Consider the following 14,994-nt stretch of genomic DNA (forward strand, 5'->3'; position numbering starts at 1 on the left):
CTATCCCTTGTAGTGAACAAAACTCGAGGGGCTCTTCTGCCAGTTGCAGAGGGCGTCTTCCATAACTTCCATGCCTACTCCAAGATCCTGGTCGAGCCTGTCGAGCCAAACCTGAAGCTCACGGTCGTGGGTTCGATTCTTTGTATTCCCCAGAAATAGGAGGCGTACTCCAGACTTAGGACCTGTCGCTGTGTCGAGATATGCTGAAGCGGCGGCGAGCGGCGCGATCTTGTAGCGTCCGATCAGCGCGAGATAGTCGAACCTGGCGAGCCTGCCGAATGTTGCGATGGTCATGCCTCGATATAGCGAGTCGAAGATCACGCCGGGGTTATTGCCGCTTGCCCTTACAGCGTCGGCAAAGAACTTACGGTGGCCATCTTGTCCAATCCACGCAAGGTAGCTGGAAAGCACGCTTGCAAAGCAACGGTGAGAATCGGGCCTGAGGCTCTCATACTTTCTATGGTTCCCGAACTTGCCGCCAATATCTTTCCAATTCTGTGCGAGCCAATCGATCATGGCTTGCGGATTTGCGCTGACCGTCTTCCAGTCCCAAACTCCCTTACCCAGCACTCCATAGACGTCACGTAGTCGCCGCCAGCCGGTTGTCGGCCGGGCAAAGTGCGTCATCAGAAAGATCAGCCAGCAAGCCTCCTCGACATCGTTCTGCTGTAGATGGAACGCGACCGCGCGCTCAGCATCGAACATTTCGGAATTTGGATTGGCTCTGCGGCAATCTACGGCCTTGAATTGGACGGCTTGATAATAGTCCTCCCGACGAAGACTGGCGATGAACTGCCAGGCAAGTGTCTCTCGCGCGGCGTCGCTGTCTACGCCCGGAAGAGCTCGAACGCTCACAGAATGGCGGCGCAATGCCTCGGAAAGCCGACGACATTCAGCCTGTCGCTTCGGCCACATTTGTAGTCTCCCCTTCGGCCTTCTTGATTACATTTCCATGTTCGCGCATGCGACGGCGACGTGTCATAAAGTTGGCGAAAAATTCGTTTACGAACTGGCCTTTAAGCACGCCAACTTTGCTGAGATCAGTTGTCTTACGTTGCCTTGTAGCCCAGTAGACTTGGATGAGGCGCATCAGATCAGCCCAATAGGGCTCCTTAAACTCAACTGCGGCATCCACATCCTCGCCGCTTCGTATTCTCTGCTCGAGCGCAATGATCTTTTTAGCCTCCGTGAATGGATCGCATTTCGGCATCTCCGGCATGATTGATGTTTTCTGCCAACCTTCCGCATGGTAGGCCTTAAGAGCCTCTACGCTCCGGTCATAAACATGCATACTCCCTACATAGTGATAGTATTCACCGAGTTCGCACTGTAGACGGCGAGCCATCATTTCCTGCAACATGGTAAAACAGAAGACATCATGTGGTAGTCCGAGGTAGGCATCGTTCGATCGCATCGTAACCGATAGATAAAGGCGGCCGTCCCGGACGAGAAATTGCATCGTCGTTGTACAAGGTATTTCCTTAAAACGTCGCGTGATATCGGCAGCATCAAAGAGCTGGATCACCGCGCGTTTGGACTCAGGATTTTCTTCAAGAAGCCTGACAACATTGCCAATCTGATTGATATCGCCGCGCATCGCGTGAAAGCGTGGCCCGTATGCGCCATGAATTACTCCGTCTTCAGCATCGTCCCTGTATCGACCTATGTAGGGTTCGATGAACTCAAGTTTGTCGGAACCATGTAAATACCAGAGCAATTCACCGAGGGCGGAAAACGGCTTGCCTCTGTCTTGTGATCGACTGACCCTCGCAAGCGGATTCTTGATGCGAAGGGTCACGCCCAGGATTTCCAGAATTCCTCCACGAGTTCCCACCGCCGCAGCCCCCGAAGACAGAAGTCTTGGGTAGAGGTCCATCAAAACGTCGTCGATTCCTTCGTGCTCGATTTCCACGTGATCGCCCCGAATCCATTGTTCGCCAAGATCGTATGACGGATAAATTAGATTGCAACTATTTGATTTATTATAAAAGCACACATCGCCACCAAGGACTGTAGTGGATAGCGCACGCCACGCTGTGTCGTTCCCGCCCCTCGATGGTCCACGTCATGACCTCGGAGCCGATCGCCACGCCGATGACGCTCTGCACGTCGTTGATGCTCAACGCCGGGAATGCCTTCGAACGCTCCTTCACCAAGGCACTTCGACTTAGGGCTGCCGGCCAAGTCATTGCCGAGCACGCGGCATTCCTCGCCAGGATGTCGGCAAGTTCGTTGCCACCAACCCCGGAATGTCCTCTACACCGTTCCACGACTACATCCGGATGCTGTTCCAGAAGGGGTCGAGTCGCTGCCAGATCTCCATGTCGTTAATCGGCCGCCGTCGCGCGTGCGGGGTTCGGCGTGATCCGCTGCCAGCCGTTGCTGCGCCATATGGTCCTCCATCGACAGCAGCCTTTCTATGACCTGGGCGGCGTCCGTCCAGAGCGTGACCCACCGTGCCGGAGCCTCGGCGGCGATCCAGGCCATCGCGCTCAGAACAGCGAGGACTTCGAACGTGTTGTTCGATGTGCTGATCCCCTTGCCGTAAGCGGCAAACAACTGGCTGTCACCTTCATAGACGACGGCCGCCCATCCTCCGGAGCGGGAGGCGGCGTCGAAGGAGCCGTCGGTGTAGGTGTGAAGCGCGTCGGTCATGCGGAGGGCATCGCATTGATAGGGAACCGATGGCGATAGGACACCAAAGCTAAAGCTGATTTGGGCCGTAGACACCAGCCATTGGGGGCGTCCCTTACGCTAGAGGTCTGCATTCACCGGTTCTGGATTGGCCGGTATCGGCATGTTGGGAGCAGCTTGGGCTCGGACGTTTCGTTGCTGATCGTTGAAGTGCACCATGAGAGGCCTGCGTGAACGAGAGGCCTTGCCAACCAGAATTCCGTGGCGCGCCTTCAAGGTTGGCAATGCCGTAACGTGGTATGATCCCATGTAGTTCTTCAAGAAGTCGAAGCCTGTTTCGTCGAATGCCTGAAAGGACACAACGGTGTTGCATTGGTTCAGAACGCTCTTCGTGACGTTGGCAGTGCGTTGCGAGACGATAAGAAATCCTAGCCCGTACTTCCTTGCTTGGAGCACGATCTGAGCAGTGCGGTTGACATTGTCTCGCAGGTTTTGCGTCGGATTGAAGTTCCACTCGGGAACGAGCAGATGAGCCTCCTCGAGGACGAGGAGGACCTTCGGCCGGGGGTTCAAGACATCCGCGTCTTGTCGGTGCGCCTTGCACCAGTCTAAACACACCTGCGCCACCTCGAGCGTCTGGTCTATTGGATTCCGATCCGAAGATGCTGTCTCAACGATGCCGATAGAGTGCGCGTCCGAATTAAGAAGAGCACGCAAGGCGCCCGTCGACGGAACCATCACAGCATCATGAAGGTACCTTTGGTAGTCACCCGTAGGATCGATGCAGATAGCCTTGATGCCCTGCTGGGCGCATTGTTCGATCAGAGCGTACGTCAGAAAGGACTTTCCGCTTCCTGTAACACCGAGGATTGCCGCGTGATAGAGGACGAGGCCATGAGTGTCGATCACGACGTGGTAGTTCGAATTCGGTACGTTCCCGACCACCATCTCGGAAGCCGCGGGCTCGTAGACGGGTGCCTGCTCGTCCTGATCCATTAGGAAGACCGGCGCGCGTTCACGCGCGACCCAGTCGTGGGTGTCAAACCCGCCGCGCTGCTGATCCCAGCGACCGATCTGTTCTGCCTCGCCTTCAACATATGCGCGCTCCCCGCCGGTGAGCGCGATCTCTTCATTAATCCGCCCGTCGAACACTTGATAGAATACGTTGCTGTCGCCACTGCCGACACGGAGCATGGAACCCGCCCTCACGTCCGGGGATCCGAACAGCTCGAACTTCACCTGGGAGATGCTACTTCCCTTCGCGACGGTTCCAACAACCTTCGCCAAGGTGGCGACTTCAGCATCGTCTATGGGTGGTTGGACGGCTTGTCTCTCGTCGTCGCTCACGGTGACCATCAGCGAGTTCTCGTTGAGCTGGGCTTCCGCAACGCTGCTCCTGATGAGCGCTATAGCAATGCGCGTCTCCGATGCCGAAGATCTTTCCCCGATGACGATTCCCATGCAGTGACATGGGCGCGCACCGGACTGCGCGAAGCCCACAAGCTGGTGCAAATGTGTTCTCGTGTCTCCAACGCGGGTGCAGAACACGATGGACGGCGCAAGGAAGGAATGGGTGACTCCGAGCACCTTCCGATCCGGAAAGTTTCTGGATTTCCGAATAGTGCGGGCCAAGGTTGGTAGCTGCAGGTTGGCTCCAAGCAGGATGATACCCCAGACGATCACAAAAACCTTCGTCTGAAGATTATTCACGTCGAAATAGCTGATTATCGCAAGTATGAATACCAACGAAAAGATGACGTCGGCTTTCCCTATAGCGACCGTAATTTGATACACTAAGGAACGTATCCTGCTCTCCTCCCGCCGAGCCTCGGTGCCAAGATCCCAGGACAAACCGACGGCAGCGGCTCCGAGGAAAAACGAGCCCCACCGGAGCGCCTCCCACCATTCGCGGTGTGGAGGGGACGTCAGAGATGAAACACCGACAAATACGGCAACGCAGTTTAGGAAGACATCGTTCGGTTTAGTGAACCGGTACTCAGTTACGAATCTTCCCAGAAGCAGCGTGAACAGTCCTGCGTTGAACCAAATCGAGTCGGCACCTGAAGGCAGAGCGAGCGATCCAGTATGCAGCCATAACAGAGCGAGGAGGAGCACCATCCCACCGCAGAAGCCGAGCAAGCCGTAGTTCTTATTCATGGCGTCGAGTTGGCCTCCGCGGATAGCCCATAGGGGATCGTCTGCACGATTCCCGCGATGAGCCGGTTCATCTGCGATCCGTTCTTGAAATAGTCGAGTAGATAGTTCCTCACCTGCTTGTCCATCGCGCGAGACCCGACAGCCGAGGCCCATGCCAGCCAGTCGGAGCGCCCCTCGCGCAGAAAGGTCTCGCGCATTTCCAGCAGACCATACCGCAGGTCCGGGATCTCCAAGATCTTCGCCCGAGTGACGTCCGTGGCGCTTGGGTGATGGTATAGCGCGTTGATGATCACTGGCGCGCGGTTTGTATCGAGCAGGTATCCCTCCAGCATCATGCCGAACCAGAACAATTGGTATTCGCCAACATGACGGTCGCCTGTCACCACCCTCAACACGATTTCCGCTATCGAATCCTTGTCCCTTGCCTCGGCGCAGAGCCCATAGAAATTCTTCGCGAGGTGGGGGAAACCTTCGGCGAACAACCCAAGAAACTCCTCCATGACCTCCACATGGTCACGCATGACGATCAAAATCAGTTCAGCGTCATCCTCGGAAAGATGACCTTCCCTAAGGATGGAAAGTATGAATTCAATCTCCTCTTCATCGAGCGCAGTGCCGGCATCATCGCCGCCATCATCGTCATCAGCATAATTCGTGATTATCAGGTGACGCCGCCGTTGAAGCAGGCGCTTCTTGATCTCGTTCAGGTGTTCCTCAGCCTCGTCGGTTTGCGGCATGCCTCCAGTCCTTGTCTTGCTGGAGTTTACCGACAGGCCCTTTAGACCTAGCAGCCGTTGAATTTCATCGAAGTCTGCCTTTAGTTCCTCAAGGTTGTTGCCGAAGAGATAGACGTCGTCCATGAAGCGGACGATTCGGGATGCCTTGACCATTGACGAATCCTCGATGAAACGCAGGAAGTCGTTGCCGATCATCTTCGCTGGGTAGAGACCATGAGGCAGACAGTCCATCGATCTGCCTGCATTCGTCTCCCTGAAGAACTTGCCAAACGCCTCGACTGTCTTCGGTTCAGATTCGAGTGCAGCGAACCAAGCATGCAGATCGTGGTGATAGACATTGTTGAAGTAGGACGCGACGTCAAAGGAGATGAACTCCTCGAATCGAAAGGTTCCGTCCCAAACGGCCTGCTTAAAGTCGGCATAGCTTTTGGACGGAGAGAGAGGGCGGCCGTCTTGGAAGCGGTATCCGAAGTGTTCTCTGGTGCCCCGGTGCGGCTTGCGGAGTATCCTCCTGGAGTTGAACACCAAGTGATAGAGATAATACTCGGCAACTGGGTCAAGCTTCACCGTGCGCCGAAGATGGATTGCGTCCTTATTCGCGTGAACCCTCCGCTGAGGAAGGAACGAGCCGCCTCCGTCCACAAGCTCTTGCGCGTAGGTGAGCAGTTCGTTGGCACCGTATTCAACAAGAATCTTGTTCGTAGTCAGAGGAAACAGCGTCCGAGGGAAGTCTTCGAGAAAGAATTCTTTGGACCCATATGGTGGCGGCCTTCGCGTCTTGGCCAAGTGTCTGTTCCTCCTGACATCACCTTACCGCAAGCTCTACTAGCATTATTAGATCGCACTAACAATCTACGCGCGCCACAACGCTCACTAGCGGACTTCGATCATGAATACTTTAGGATAGAGCGTTGATACTTAATCTCCGCCGGCTCTGTCCTCGTGGAACACGCTGCAGATCTACCCTCGACAGGGAGGGGCCTCCACGAAATCTTCGAAATCCATTAAAGAGGTGCCGCTGCCTGATACGAAGCCAAATGACTTGATATCAAGGCAAGAGACCGGCTTCAGCATCATCCCTACCCTCCTGAGACGACTGCCGGAGTTCCATCCACATTGGGTTCGGCCACATCTATTTACCCGCGTCCAAGCGCTATTCCCGCACATCTCCACCCCAATTGTCTGGCACTAATCGCTGCTGAGCAAGGGCTGCATAGCCGCGGCCCCGTCCGCCTTACAGGATGGCCGCAATGTGCCTGGATCTGACAACGCCGGACTTGGGCAGAAGGTCTTCGCTGGAAATTGCGCAAGCTGTCATGGTTGGGATGTCGACGCCGTTCGCCGGCCTCAAGGGGAGCAAGACCCCGAACGACCCGCTCGGCTCCAATGTTGTCCAGATTGTCCTGAGCGGTCAGAAGGCAAAAACCGCCACGAGCGTCGCCAGCATGCCCTCCTTCCGCAGGTCGCTCAACGATAGCGAGATCACAGCGGTTGCAAACTATCTGGTCGGCCGCTTTGGAGACAAGGCTGGCTCCGTCACGCTTGAGCAGGTGGCAAAGTAGAGGGTTGGTGAGCAACCGATCGATTTCGGAAGGTATCTCGCTTGGTTTGCCGCCAGTCCAGGTGTCATAATCCTGCCGGCTTGCGCGCTCTTCTTTTCGCGCCTACACCGCGCTCGCGCTATCGCAGTTTAGCGGGCAAAGCTGGAATCCAACATGCAGTACGACGCCATCACTCTCGATACAAACTTGTTCAATCACAACAGCTTTAACCTCGAAGGGGGGATGCTCGGCCAGCTCACGCAATTCCGAGAGGGCTCCGCAATGCTGGTTCTTTCGGAGATCGTAATCCGCGAGGTGAACAAGTATCTCAAGGAGAAAGCCAAGAATGCCCGAGACAAGCTCGGTCAAGCGATCAAAGAGGCCAGGGAGAGCGGCGTGCTTTCTGGGGACGCCATGGAGGCACTCGAAAAATCTCATCAGGACGCGCTGCTCCCAGAAGAAGCTGCAAGAAAGCGGTTAAACCGCTTCGCGGCCGACACCAACCTTTCTGTTGTCGCGGGACACGATGTCGACGTGAAGGAACTCATTCGACGATACTTTTCTCCTGCTCCACCATTCGAGGGCTCGGGAAAGAAAAAGAGCGAATTTCCCGATGCCATTGCGCTCATCACGCTGGAAGCCTGGGCGAGAAAACACTCAAAGCACATACTCGCGATTTCCAAGGATCAGGGTTGGCAGGCGTACGCGAAGACATCGGAGTTCATTGACGTTGAGGAAGATCTTGCCGTTGCTCTTGAGAAATTTCAGGAAGATGCAGAAGAAGCTCAGGCGCATTTCGAGAGCTTGCTCAAAGCCGCCGACGCTGAGCCCGCTACCGCATTGCGGGACGAACTTGTAAGCCAGTTGGCAGATGCCGTGGGAGAACTTGCAGTTGAAACGGACGCTTCAGCAGGTTTCAACTGGGAAGCCGATGAGAGTGCTCGCCTGATTTACACGGATTTCAAATTTCTACACAATGGGTCGGCGTACGACTTCAAGGTGGTTCAGGTCGGCAAGAGGCTTATCGCTGCGAAGGTGAAGCTGTTCGTCACGGCTAAAGCCGAAGCCGATTTCACCTTTTCCGTATACGATTCCACTGACAAGGACGAGGTGCCCATGGGTTCAAGCTCAGCTCAGAGACTTGTGGACTTTGAGGCATTCGCACTCGTTACCTTCGAAGGGGACTTCGACAACCTTGACAGCGTCACCTGCACCGCTGTCGAAATCGTCGACACCGAGATAACGGTGAACTTCGGACACATTGAACCTGACTGGAGCGACGATGACTACGACGAGGATCGATGGCGCGTCGACGAATAACTCGATACCCACCGGCTGTTCCAGCCGAAGCCAGCGGAAATCCCGACGAAATTGATGTTCACGATTGCGATCGACGAGCAACGCCACCATCCTCGCATGACGAACGAACCACTCCGACGTCATTTTCTTCCGGTCTTCTTTCTGAAGAAATGGGCAGGCGCCGACTGGTGGCTCGTCGAATTTAGCAAACCGTTCGGGAACGTCGTTAAGCCAAAGTGCGTTCATTCCAAGGCCACCGGCTTCATCAACAAGCTTTATGCGCTCGCAGGCTTAACGAGGGAGCTGTCCTACGAGGTCGAAAAAACTTTCTTTGGCCTGTCGGTAGTGGAGCGGCTACAGCGCTCGACGTGATGCTCGCCGGGCAGCAACTCAGTCCGGCTGAATGCGATGCCTAGGCGCGCTTCTTAATGTCGCTCCTGATGAAGATGCCGCCAAAGATCGCCCTCTCAAGGAGTTGGTGCGCAGCGTCGATAGCTAGATCGGCGGTGGTATCGGGCGAATGATTCTTCGCTATGTCCCGGAGGAGTACCGCAGCGAGGATTGCAGATAAACTTTGAATCGCTGCTAGAACGGCTTTCCAAGCATCTGAAATATTTCAGCTTTTCTACTTGCGATCGGCTCTCAGGCGCAACCTTCGCGGCTTCGCCAACCGTCACCGAAACCCGCGACCGGATTGTGCTCGATAGGCCGCAAGTCATGGTCAGGTCCAACGAGGCATCACAATAACACGGCGTCCTCTGCGCCGGACGCCTTCTTCTTCACCCAGAGATCGCTCGTCCGCTCCACCTCCATCAATTCAGGTGGATATACTCGTTGTTGGAAGGCCAGGAGATCATCGAGGGTGCCTGTCATCCAGCTATTGTAGTCGTCCCGATGAAGTATCACCGGCATCCGGTCGTGAACTGGCGACACTGCATCGTTCGCCGTCGTCATGGCTCCCGAGTAGACCGATCCCCATTCGTCCGACATACGCCACAGCCCGCCCCAGGCGAAAATTGGTTCATCAGGAAGACTGAACCAGGTGCGGGTTTTCTTCCCCTTGGGTCCTTCCGGCTCGGCAAAATGCGTGACGGGTATAAGGCAGCGCCATTGGGGTTTGCGTGCGACGCCGATCCACATCGCCTTGGTGAGATCTGCAATGTTGTTCACCGGGATGGGCTTCGCATCAGGCTTCATGGTCTTGAGGCGCAGAGGAAAGCCCCAGATCATCGATCGCATCTCCCGTGAGCCGTCCTGCTCGGTGACGACCATGCCAGGCGTGCCGGGATAGACCTCCTCCGGAGAGTTGGATTTAACCGGGTTGGCCACCCCGAAATAACGGGCCACTTCTTCCGCGGACTTCCGAACCGTATACAAGTTGCACATGCTGCTGCGATCCTTTCGAGCATAAGGTGCTTCATGCGAGGCTAGATTGGCATGGTCTCCGGGTTGAGGAAAGACTTCGGGCGCGGAGGCATGCCACCCCTCCATAGATCGCAGGTCGGCAGCACTTCGAATTCATCCGACGGCAACGGCTCGCGAAACTGGCAGGCGATGACGTCCTTTATGCTTCCATGGAGCCAGAGGTCCCATTCCGCCCTCTTGAGGAGGACTGGCATACGGTCGTTGAACGGCCGCACCAGTTCGTTTGCCGTCATCGTCATGCCTGCGAACACAGGACCAAATTCCGGCGTGTTCCGGCAGAAACCGGCCCAGGCAAGCAAGGGCTCCTTTGTATTGGAGAACCAGGCTCGAGTCTTTCGGCCCTTGGGACCATCCGGGTTTGCGAAATGGGTGATCGGGATGAGACATCGATAGCGTGGGTCGAAGACGATTCGGTCCCAGAGGGGATTGGTGAGATCGGCGACCAGACCGATACGTCCGGGCGGCTCGCTATTGAACTGCATCCCCCGTGTCTGTCGAGGAAAGCCCCATGACACGGATTTCAGCAGCCGAAGGCCATCCTTTTCGATGACGATCAGACCGGGGCCTCCTTCGATCGTCTCACTCGGCACGGCGATCTCGGGCACAACGTCAACCTTGAAATGCCGTCCAATCTCCTCAGGCGTACGAGCAACCACATATAGCCTGGACATCGCGCCAACCCCATCGTCTCGGTGCCTTCCAAATAACACAGGAACAAAATGAGAACAACCGTCCAGAAGGAAGCGGAAATCCCTTGCTGGGTGACCAGATAAGGGTAGATCTTGACTCGCTCTCAAATTAGAACATAATGAGAACAAATTGTCGCACCGAAAGCCGGCGGCGCAATTCCATATCGACAAATCAGCATCTGGAATTCCCCTAACATCAGGGGAGCAGGGAGACTATTGCCCATGACATCCGAAGCTGCCTGCAGGAACGAGCCGGTGCTCGACCAGATCAGTGCTGCGCTCAGCCTTTTTGAAGGTGACGCCAATGCCACAATCGGAGCATTGCTCGCTGAATTGCAATTTGTCCGCGGCCAGCTTGCCCTTTGCGAAGCGGGAATGAGCGTCGGCTTTACCCGTGGGTGGGTCCCGACCTTTGACAACGGAGGAAATAGCCATGTTTGAATATTCGAGAGACCCGCGCCCCAGAGAAGGCGTTCTCAGCATGACCGAGGCCGAGGCGATGGCGCTTTATGAGTTTTTCGGCCATCTGAACCGGAATGCATTCGATACATTCAGGGACGACAGGCCCGGTTTCCGAGGCAAGTCGCGCGAAATGCGGCGCCATCTCGACAGTATGCGCGAGCTACTGGGGAAGGTGATGGACTATCCGACCTTGGACGAAGAACTTTATTGGGATGAGCCAAAGCCGCTGAACTCTGATGAGGTTCACGATTTACTACTGACCGAAGTTGGCAACCGGACCGGTATCCGCTTCCTCCAGATTCCGGTTTACTGGATCGACGACCATAGATCCTTCGGTACGCTCGAGCTTGCGGTTGACGACGAGGCTGACGAAACCTGCGGCCTCTTCCGAGTCGAGGATCTTGCTGGAATGCAGATCGACTGTGGGCCGGGCTGGTCTCAATCTGGCGCCGATCTCGACGAGACCATCCGCACATTCATCAATGCCTTTCCAATGCAGCAGTTTGAGGCCCGGAACGAAGAGTGCATCAACGATATGCTCGCCGCGAAGGCAGCTTGAAATTAGCAGCGCGGCGGTGCACGCGACATCGTCGCCTAGGAGGCGATGTCGAGCCCGCAGGTGTTTTAGATTTTCGTGATGAACGATTGTCAAAGCTGGCAAATCAGTCCACCTTTCGGATATGTCCGACATCGCACCGCCAGCCGTGGACGATAATCACCCTGACAGGAATCTTCACTGCCAGGATTAACTTCAAGTCGAATTCAGAGCGTTCGTAGGTCGGGCGACGGAGGCCGGTTGGTGTGAACGCGAGGTCTTGTTGGCGATCGCCGACCTCGTCGACAATCAGCTCCTCTCCCTCGATAACAACGCGAACACGGATGCTCTGCTCGCGCCCCTCAATCGGATGACTTAGGTTGACCGGGAACCATCTTTCTTCGCCAAATTTCAATTGAACGGACATTCGCAGGGCCACCTTGTAAGCCCCTATCGTCGGCGTCCACTACCAGAAGGCGTTGAATTGCATTGTGTCCGTGAGCTGATATCCATTCCCGCATGAAACTCATCATTGCAAGCCTCACCCTAGTTCTACCAGCTTCTCCAATGCTTGCTGCACAGCCAGCAGAGGCAAGGGTCTCGGTCTGCTTTACGCCGGCGGAGCGGTGCGAGGAGCGCATTGTTGATGTCATCGACAGGGCGCAGTCCTCGATCCGTTTGCAGGCATATGGATTCACCTCCCTACCCATCATTCCCGCCTTGCAGCGCGCCGCGAAACGCGGCGTCGAGGTTCTGGCGATTCTGGATAAGGTGAATGAGCGAAAGTATTCCGGTGCAACACTGCTCGAGGCTGCTGGAATCCCAGCCTGGATCGATTTCGAGCCGGCAATTGCGCACAACAAGATCGCTATCGTCGATGGCCACCTGGTGATTGGCGGCTCATACAATTTCACCGCCGCTGCCCAAAAGCGAAACGCGGAGAACGTCACCTTTATCGATAGCCGAGAGATCGCCAAGCGCTTCACCGAGAATTGGGATGAGCGGCTCAAAGCCGCTCGCACATTCGACGGCTCGAATTAGGAAGCAACCGATGAATAGAAATCGCGAGGTTCTGTCGCCCAAGACCCGTGCGCTTCTCAAGTCACTGCATCAGGGCATTGAGCTGGAAGCCCAGATCGGGATACTCCTTCACCAATTCAAGGCGATTCCGCCGGCGTCAATTGCCACAGTCTCGCTCCAGATCCGCCACTAAGCTCAACTTTATGCGATGCCGACCGGTTCCTTCTGGACCAAACTGTCGAAACCGCAGATGTCCTTGAAACTTCCCGAGCAGACGCCTAGCCTGGAGTTCGTCTACATCTTCCATGGCGATGGCTATCTGCGTGAGGCTTTCCTCAACAAGATCAAGGGCGGACTCCAATCTCCCTTCCTTGTCGCAGCGGTCATGTGGCGAATGAACGATTGGGTCGGACCGGTTCGCACGGCGGCATTCTTCTGTGCACAGCGCGTGTTCCCACTCACACAGCCCGATATCATCGCTCGCGCTGCGCTTGATTTGTTTGGACGGCAACGTGGTTGGCAACGATGGGGTAAGCCTGAACGATCCATGATCGAGCAGCTCTACGCTCGGCCAGATATTACAGCCGAACTCGCAAAGCTGCTGATCCAGCAAACAACAGCCCGTCGCCATAGACGCTGCGCCACGCGCTGCGCGCACCCTTGCTCGATGGCCACTTGGAGGACATCTCCATCAGATCAGTGAACCCGCTGGTGCGGGCGATTGCGGCCGAGGCGCTAATCGACGGAAAGGCAAGATGGCGATCCGGTTTTCTTCGGGAATGGATCGACAAACGCTATAATCTCAAGCGGTGGATCCCAACCTACAGTCACAGAGAGCTTGCTTGTTCAGTCTCACCAATCGAAGTCGCTGACAGAGCAATCCTAGATCGATCGCCGGTGGCAAGACGCGTCGTCCTGGACAGTGTCGGCCGCAACTCGTTGCGGGTAGATGCCGGGCGGCAATATGACCGACAGGTCGAATTCGACAAATCTGGAGCCGTGCGGGAGGCGGCCGCATTTATTCTGCGCCCCTGACGGTGGCGCCGCACAACAACTTCGCTGATGCCGCCGCCATCGCTAGCCATCAAATGGACGACGGAAAGGATTCAATGATGGCCGACGACGTTGCAGCGAGGGCCCTCCCCTCCGAAACGCCAATCTCGGAGAGACACTACTGCGAATACCCTACCGATCGGCGTGCAATGTTGACCCCTTATCTGGTCAATATTGCACGCCGAAACACAAGCCAACGATCCTGGCAAGCTAGCGCAGTCGGTTCTGTAGCCTGTCGTTCTGAAGCCTATTGATTGTCTGATTGAGGCGATCCTCCACCTCTGGAGAAATCAGCAATTGAGGAATTCCGATAAGCGGTTTCTTGTGAGCGCCGGGACGGGGCGGCGTTCCCACCAACCCCGGCTGGCCTGGAAAATTCGTGACTCGCACATCTATGACCTGAGGACGAGGAGTGGCGTCGGTATAAGCAATGTCGAGTGTATTCGTCTTATCCGAGTAGGCGCCCATGTTCACTCCCACTCCGGTTATGCGCTGAATACCGAACGTCGGATCGACGGATGCGGACGTTTTGATTTCGAACGAAATCGTATAGCCGAGATCAGCGAGATTGTTTTGAAACGGTGGGCCGGCTGCCGCCCCGCCTTGAGCACTAAGAGCCTCCTCGAGACCTTCTCCAATGCCGAGACTCCCCCGGAACATCTTTGGTGGAGCTACAGGACAGTTCTTTACGGCGGGAAGGTCAGCAAGCTTGAACTGCCGTTTTGTTGTGATGGTACGTATTCCAGTTCCAGTTGCGCCAATCGAAGCACCGTCGCCGAGTGAGAAACTGCGGTCGTGACTAAATGAAGCCTTGTACCCAATGTGTGGGCCTCCGTTTATCGAGTCTTCGCGTTTCAGCGTCAGCAAATATGATACCGCATAGTTCTGCAGCCAAGTATTCCCTTTCTTCATCTGCATGTTGTACGCATCACGAAATTCGCAAATGACCCTGTCACCTACTAGCCTTATGTCATCTTTACCTTCCAACGGAGTTTCAAATGATGTGCACCCCGAGAAAATTACTAAACCCGCAATAACGAGACCATTTTTCACTGCCGACGCCCCCTCGAATTATCACTTAAAGTAGCAAAAACCTGCACATTCACAATGCGTATAAGTATAAGAGATCAACATCTACCATCCGGATTTCGAGCTGACAGTAAACGCGTGTCATCAGACACTCACGTTCCGAAGATCTAGGCGATGTTGACAAAGTATGGCAACCAGATCTTAGCGGCGGCGATAGCGAGGAAAGCAGCGTATGATGTTTTGGTTTTGTCGTAGCGCGTGGCAATGCGACGGAACTGCTTCATTCGGTTGAACATGCGTTCGATGCGATTGCGATCCTTGTAAGCGCGGTAGTCGCAAGGTGGCGGGTTCTTCCGGGTTGATCGCGGCGGAATGATCGGACGAGTGCCATGCAGCAGAAGTTCCTCGCGGAT

18 protein-coding genes are annotated in these 14,994 nt (G+C 55.5%); 8 read left to right on the top strand and 10 right to left on the bottom strand.

The annotated features are described in order from the left end of the window. The 5 genes from QD409_RS18640 to drt5 form a co-directional block, all read right to left on the bottom strand. Entirely contained in the window at positions 1-915 is a 915-nt protein-coding gene (locus tag QD409_RS18640) for a hypothetical protein (protein WP_430763331.1), read from the bottom strand. Then, positions 893-1,912 (bottom strand): thymidylate synthase, encoded by a 1,020-nt coding sequence (locus QD409_RS18645; protein ID WP_430763332.1) that lies wholly within the window; start codon positions 1,910-1,912, stop codon positions 893-895. Before QD409_RS18645 ends, QD409_RS18640 begins: the two co-directional genes overlap by 23 nt. A gap of 344 nt (positions 1,913-2,256) precedes the next feature. Beyond that, positions 2,257-2,655, bottom strand: coding sequence for an RNase H family protein (locus tag QD409_RS18650; protein ID WP_430763333.1), 399 nt, complete (start codon positions 2,653-2,655; stop codon positions 2,257-2,259). Positions 2,656-2,754: 99 nt separating this feature from the next. After that, positions 2,755-4,791, bottom strand: coding sequence for an ATP-binding protein (locus QD409_RS18655; RefSeq protein WP_430763334.1), 2,037 nt, complete (start codon positions 4,789-4,791; stop codon positions 2,755-2,757). Beyond that, a complete protein-coding gene (drt5, locus tag QD409_RS18660) occupies positions 4,788-6,314 on the bottom strand; it encodes an antiviral reverse transcriptase Drt5 (protein WP_430763335.1) in 1,527 nt (508 codons plus the stop codon). Before drt5 ends, QD409_RS18655 begins: the two co-directional genes overlap by 4 nt. A 466-nt stretch (positions 6,315-6,780) precedes the next feature. On the opposite strand from drt5, the gene QD409_RS18665 reads away from it, so the two are divergent. The 3 genes from QD409_RS18665 (at position 6,781) to QD409_RS18675 (ending at position 8,740) form a co-directional block, all read left to right on the top strand. Further along, positions 6,781-7,005 (top strand): c-type cytochrome, encoded by a 225-nt coding sequence (locus tag QD409_RS18665; protein ID WP_430763336.1) that lies wholly within the window; start codon positions 6,781-6,783, stop codon positions 7,003-7,005. A gap of 238 nt (positions 7,006-7,243) precedes the next feature. Next, positions 7,244-8,389, top strand: a complete 1,146-nt coding sequence (locus QD409_RS18670; RefSeq protein WP_430763337.1) for a PIN domain-containing protein — start codon at positions 7,244-7,246, stop codon at positions 8,387-8,389. Between the two features lie 54 nt (positions 8,390-8,443). Next, the gene (locus QD409_RS18675) at positions 8,444-8,740 is read left to right on the top strand and encodes a hypothetical protein (protein WP_430763338.1); all 297 of its coding nucleotides are present in this window, start codon (positions 8,444-8,446) and stop codon (positions 8,738-8,740) included. Positions 8,741-9,106: 366 nt separating this feature from the next. On the opposite strand, the gene QD409_RS18680 is transcribed toward QD409_RS18675, so the two are convergent. Then, positions 9,107-9,754 carry an SOS response-associated peptidase gene (locus tag QD409_RS18680; RefSeq protein ID WP_430763339.1) on the bottom strand — a complete coding sequence of 216 codons (648 nt, stop codon included), beginning with the start codon at positions 9,752-9,754 and terminating at the stop codon, positions 9,107-9,109. A gap of 41 nt (positions 9,755-9,795) precedes the next feature. Beyond that, a complete protein-coding gene (locus tag QD409_RS18685; RefSeq protein WP_430763340.1) occupies positions 9,796-10,464 on the bottom strand; it encodes an SOS response-associated peptidase family protein in 669 nt (222 codons plus the stop codon). Positions 10,465-10,737: 273 nt separating this feature from the next. Between QD409_RS18685 and QD409_RS18690 the strand changes: the two genes are divergently transcribed. Both QD409_RS18690 and QD409_RS18695 read left to right on the top strand, forming a co-directional pair. Next, the gene (locus QD409_RS18690) at positions 10,738-10,923 is read left to right on the top strand and encodes a hypothetical protein (protein ID WP_430763341.1); all 186 of its coding nucleotides are present in this window, start codon (positions 10,738-10,740) and stop codon (positions 10,921-10,923) included. Then, complete coding sequence (locus tag QD409_RS18695) at positions 10,916-11,503, top strand: hypothetical protein (protein ID WP_430763342.1); 588 nt, start codon at positions 10,916-10,918, stop codon at positions 11,501-11,503. The genes QD409_RS18690 and QD409_RS18695 overlap by 8 nt, the downstream gene beginning before the upstream one ends. A 103-nt stretch (positions 11,504-11,606) precedes the next feature. Here the strand turns inward: QD409_RS18695 and QD409_RS18700 are convergent, their stop codons facing one another. Further along, positions 11,607-11,906, bottom strand: coding sequence for a hypothetical protein (locus QD409_RS18700; RefSeq protein ID WP_430763343.1), 300 nt, complete (start codon positions 11,904-11,906; stop codon positions 11,607-11,609). A 140-nt stretch (positions 11,907-12,046) separates the two neighbouring features. Here QD409_RS18700 and QD409_RS18705 point away from each other — a divergent pair, with 140 nt between their 5' ends. From QD409_RS18705 to QD409_RS18715, 3 genes are all read left to right on the top strand, one after another. Then, positions 12,047-12,520 (top strand): phospholipase D family protein, encoded by a 474-nt coding sequence (locus QD409_RS18705; protein WP_430763344.1) that lies wholly within the window; start codon positions 12,047-12,049, stop codon positions 12,518-12,520. Positions 12,521-12,530: 10 nt separating this feature from the next. Next, positions 12,531-12,692 carry a hypothetical protein gene (locus tag QD409_RS18710; protein WP_430763345.1) on the top strand — a complete coding sequence of 54 codons (162 nt, stop codon included), beginning with the start codon at positions 12,531-12,533 and terminating at the stop codon, positions 12,690-12,692. Positions 12,693-12,755: 63 nt separating this feature from the next. Next, positions 12,756-13,202, top strand: a complete 447-nt coding sequence (locus QD409_RS18715) for a hypothetical protein (protein WP_430763346.1) — start codon at positions 12,756-12,758, stop codon at positions 13,200-13,202. 560 nt (positions 13,203-13,762) lie between these two features. Here QD409_RS18715 and QD409_RS18720 read toward each other — a convergent pair. Together QD409_RS18720 and QD409_RS18725 are read right to left on the bottom strand one after the other, a co-directional pair. Further along, a complete protein-coding gene (locus QD409_RS18720; RefSeq protein WP_430763347.1) occupies positions 13,763-14,605 on the bottom strand; it encodes a hypothetical protein in 843 nt (280 codons plus the stop codon). 143 nt (positions 14,606-14,748) lie between these two features. Further along, on the bottom strand, positions 14,749-14,994 hold a 246-nt coding region (locus QD409_RS18725), incomplete at its 5' end, for a transposase (protein WP_430763348.1).

Source organism: Rhizobium sp. BR 315, assembly GCF_050577975.1.
GTDB classification, from domain to species: Bacteria; Pseudomonadota; Alphaproteobacteria; order Rhizobiales; family Rhizobiaceae; genus Rhizobium; species Rhizobium miluonense.

What these genes read in the sequence shown, in the direction of transcription:
- QD409_RS18670 (WP_430763337.1), top strand. Translation starts at nt 7,244, where the DNA reads ATGCAGTACGACGCCATCACTCTCGATACAAACTTGTTCAATCACAAC.
- QD409_RS18700 (WP_430763343.1), bottom strand. Translation starts at nt 11,906, where the DNA reads ATGTCCGTTCAATTGAAATTTGGCGAAGAAAGATGGTTCCCGGTCAAC.
- QD409_RS18650 (WP_430763333.1), bottom strand. Translation starts at nt 2,655, where the DNA reads ATGACCGACGCGCTTCACACCTACACCGACGGCTCCTTCGACGCCGCC.
- QD409_RS18640 (WP_430763331.1), bottom strand. Translation starts at nt 915, where the DNA reads ATGTGGCCGAAGCGACAGGCTGAATGTCGTCGGCTTTCCGAGGCATTG.
- QD409_RS18655 (WP_430763334.1), bottom strand. Translation starts at nt 4,791, where the DNA reads ATGAATAAGAACTACGGCTTGCTCGGCTTCTGCGGTGGGATGGTGCTC.
- QD409_RS18675 (WP_430763338.1), top strand. Translation starts at nt 8,444, where the DNA reads ATGTTCACGATTGCGATCGACGAGCAACGCCACCATCCTCGCATGACG.
- QD409_RS18705 (WP_430763344.1), top strand. Translation starts at nt 12,047, where the DNA reads ATGCTTGCTGCACAGCCAGCAGAGGCAAGGGTCTCGGTCTGCTTTACG.
- QD409_RS18680 (WP_430763339.1), bottom strand. Translation starts at nt 9,754, where the DNA reads ATGTGCAACTTGTATACGGTTCGGAAGTCCGCGGAAGAAGTGGCCCGT.
- QD409_RS18710 (WP_430763345.1), top strand. Translation starts at nt 12,531, where the DNA reads ATGAATAGAAATCGCGAGGTTCTGTCGCCCAAGACCCGTGCGCTTCTC.
- QD409_RS18685 (WP_430763340.1), bottom strand. Translation starts at nt 10,464, where the DNA reads ATGTCCAGGCTATATGTGGTTGCTCGTACGCCTGAGGAGATTGGACGG.
- QD409_RS18695 (WP_430763342.1), top strand. Translation starts at nt 10,916, where the DNA reads ATGTTTGAATATTCGAGAGACCCGCGCCCCAGAGAAGGCGTTCTCAGC.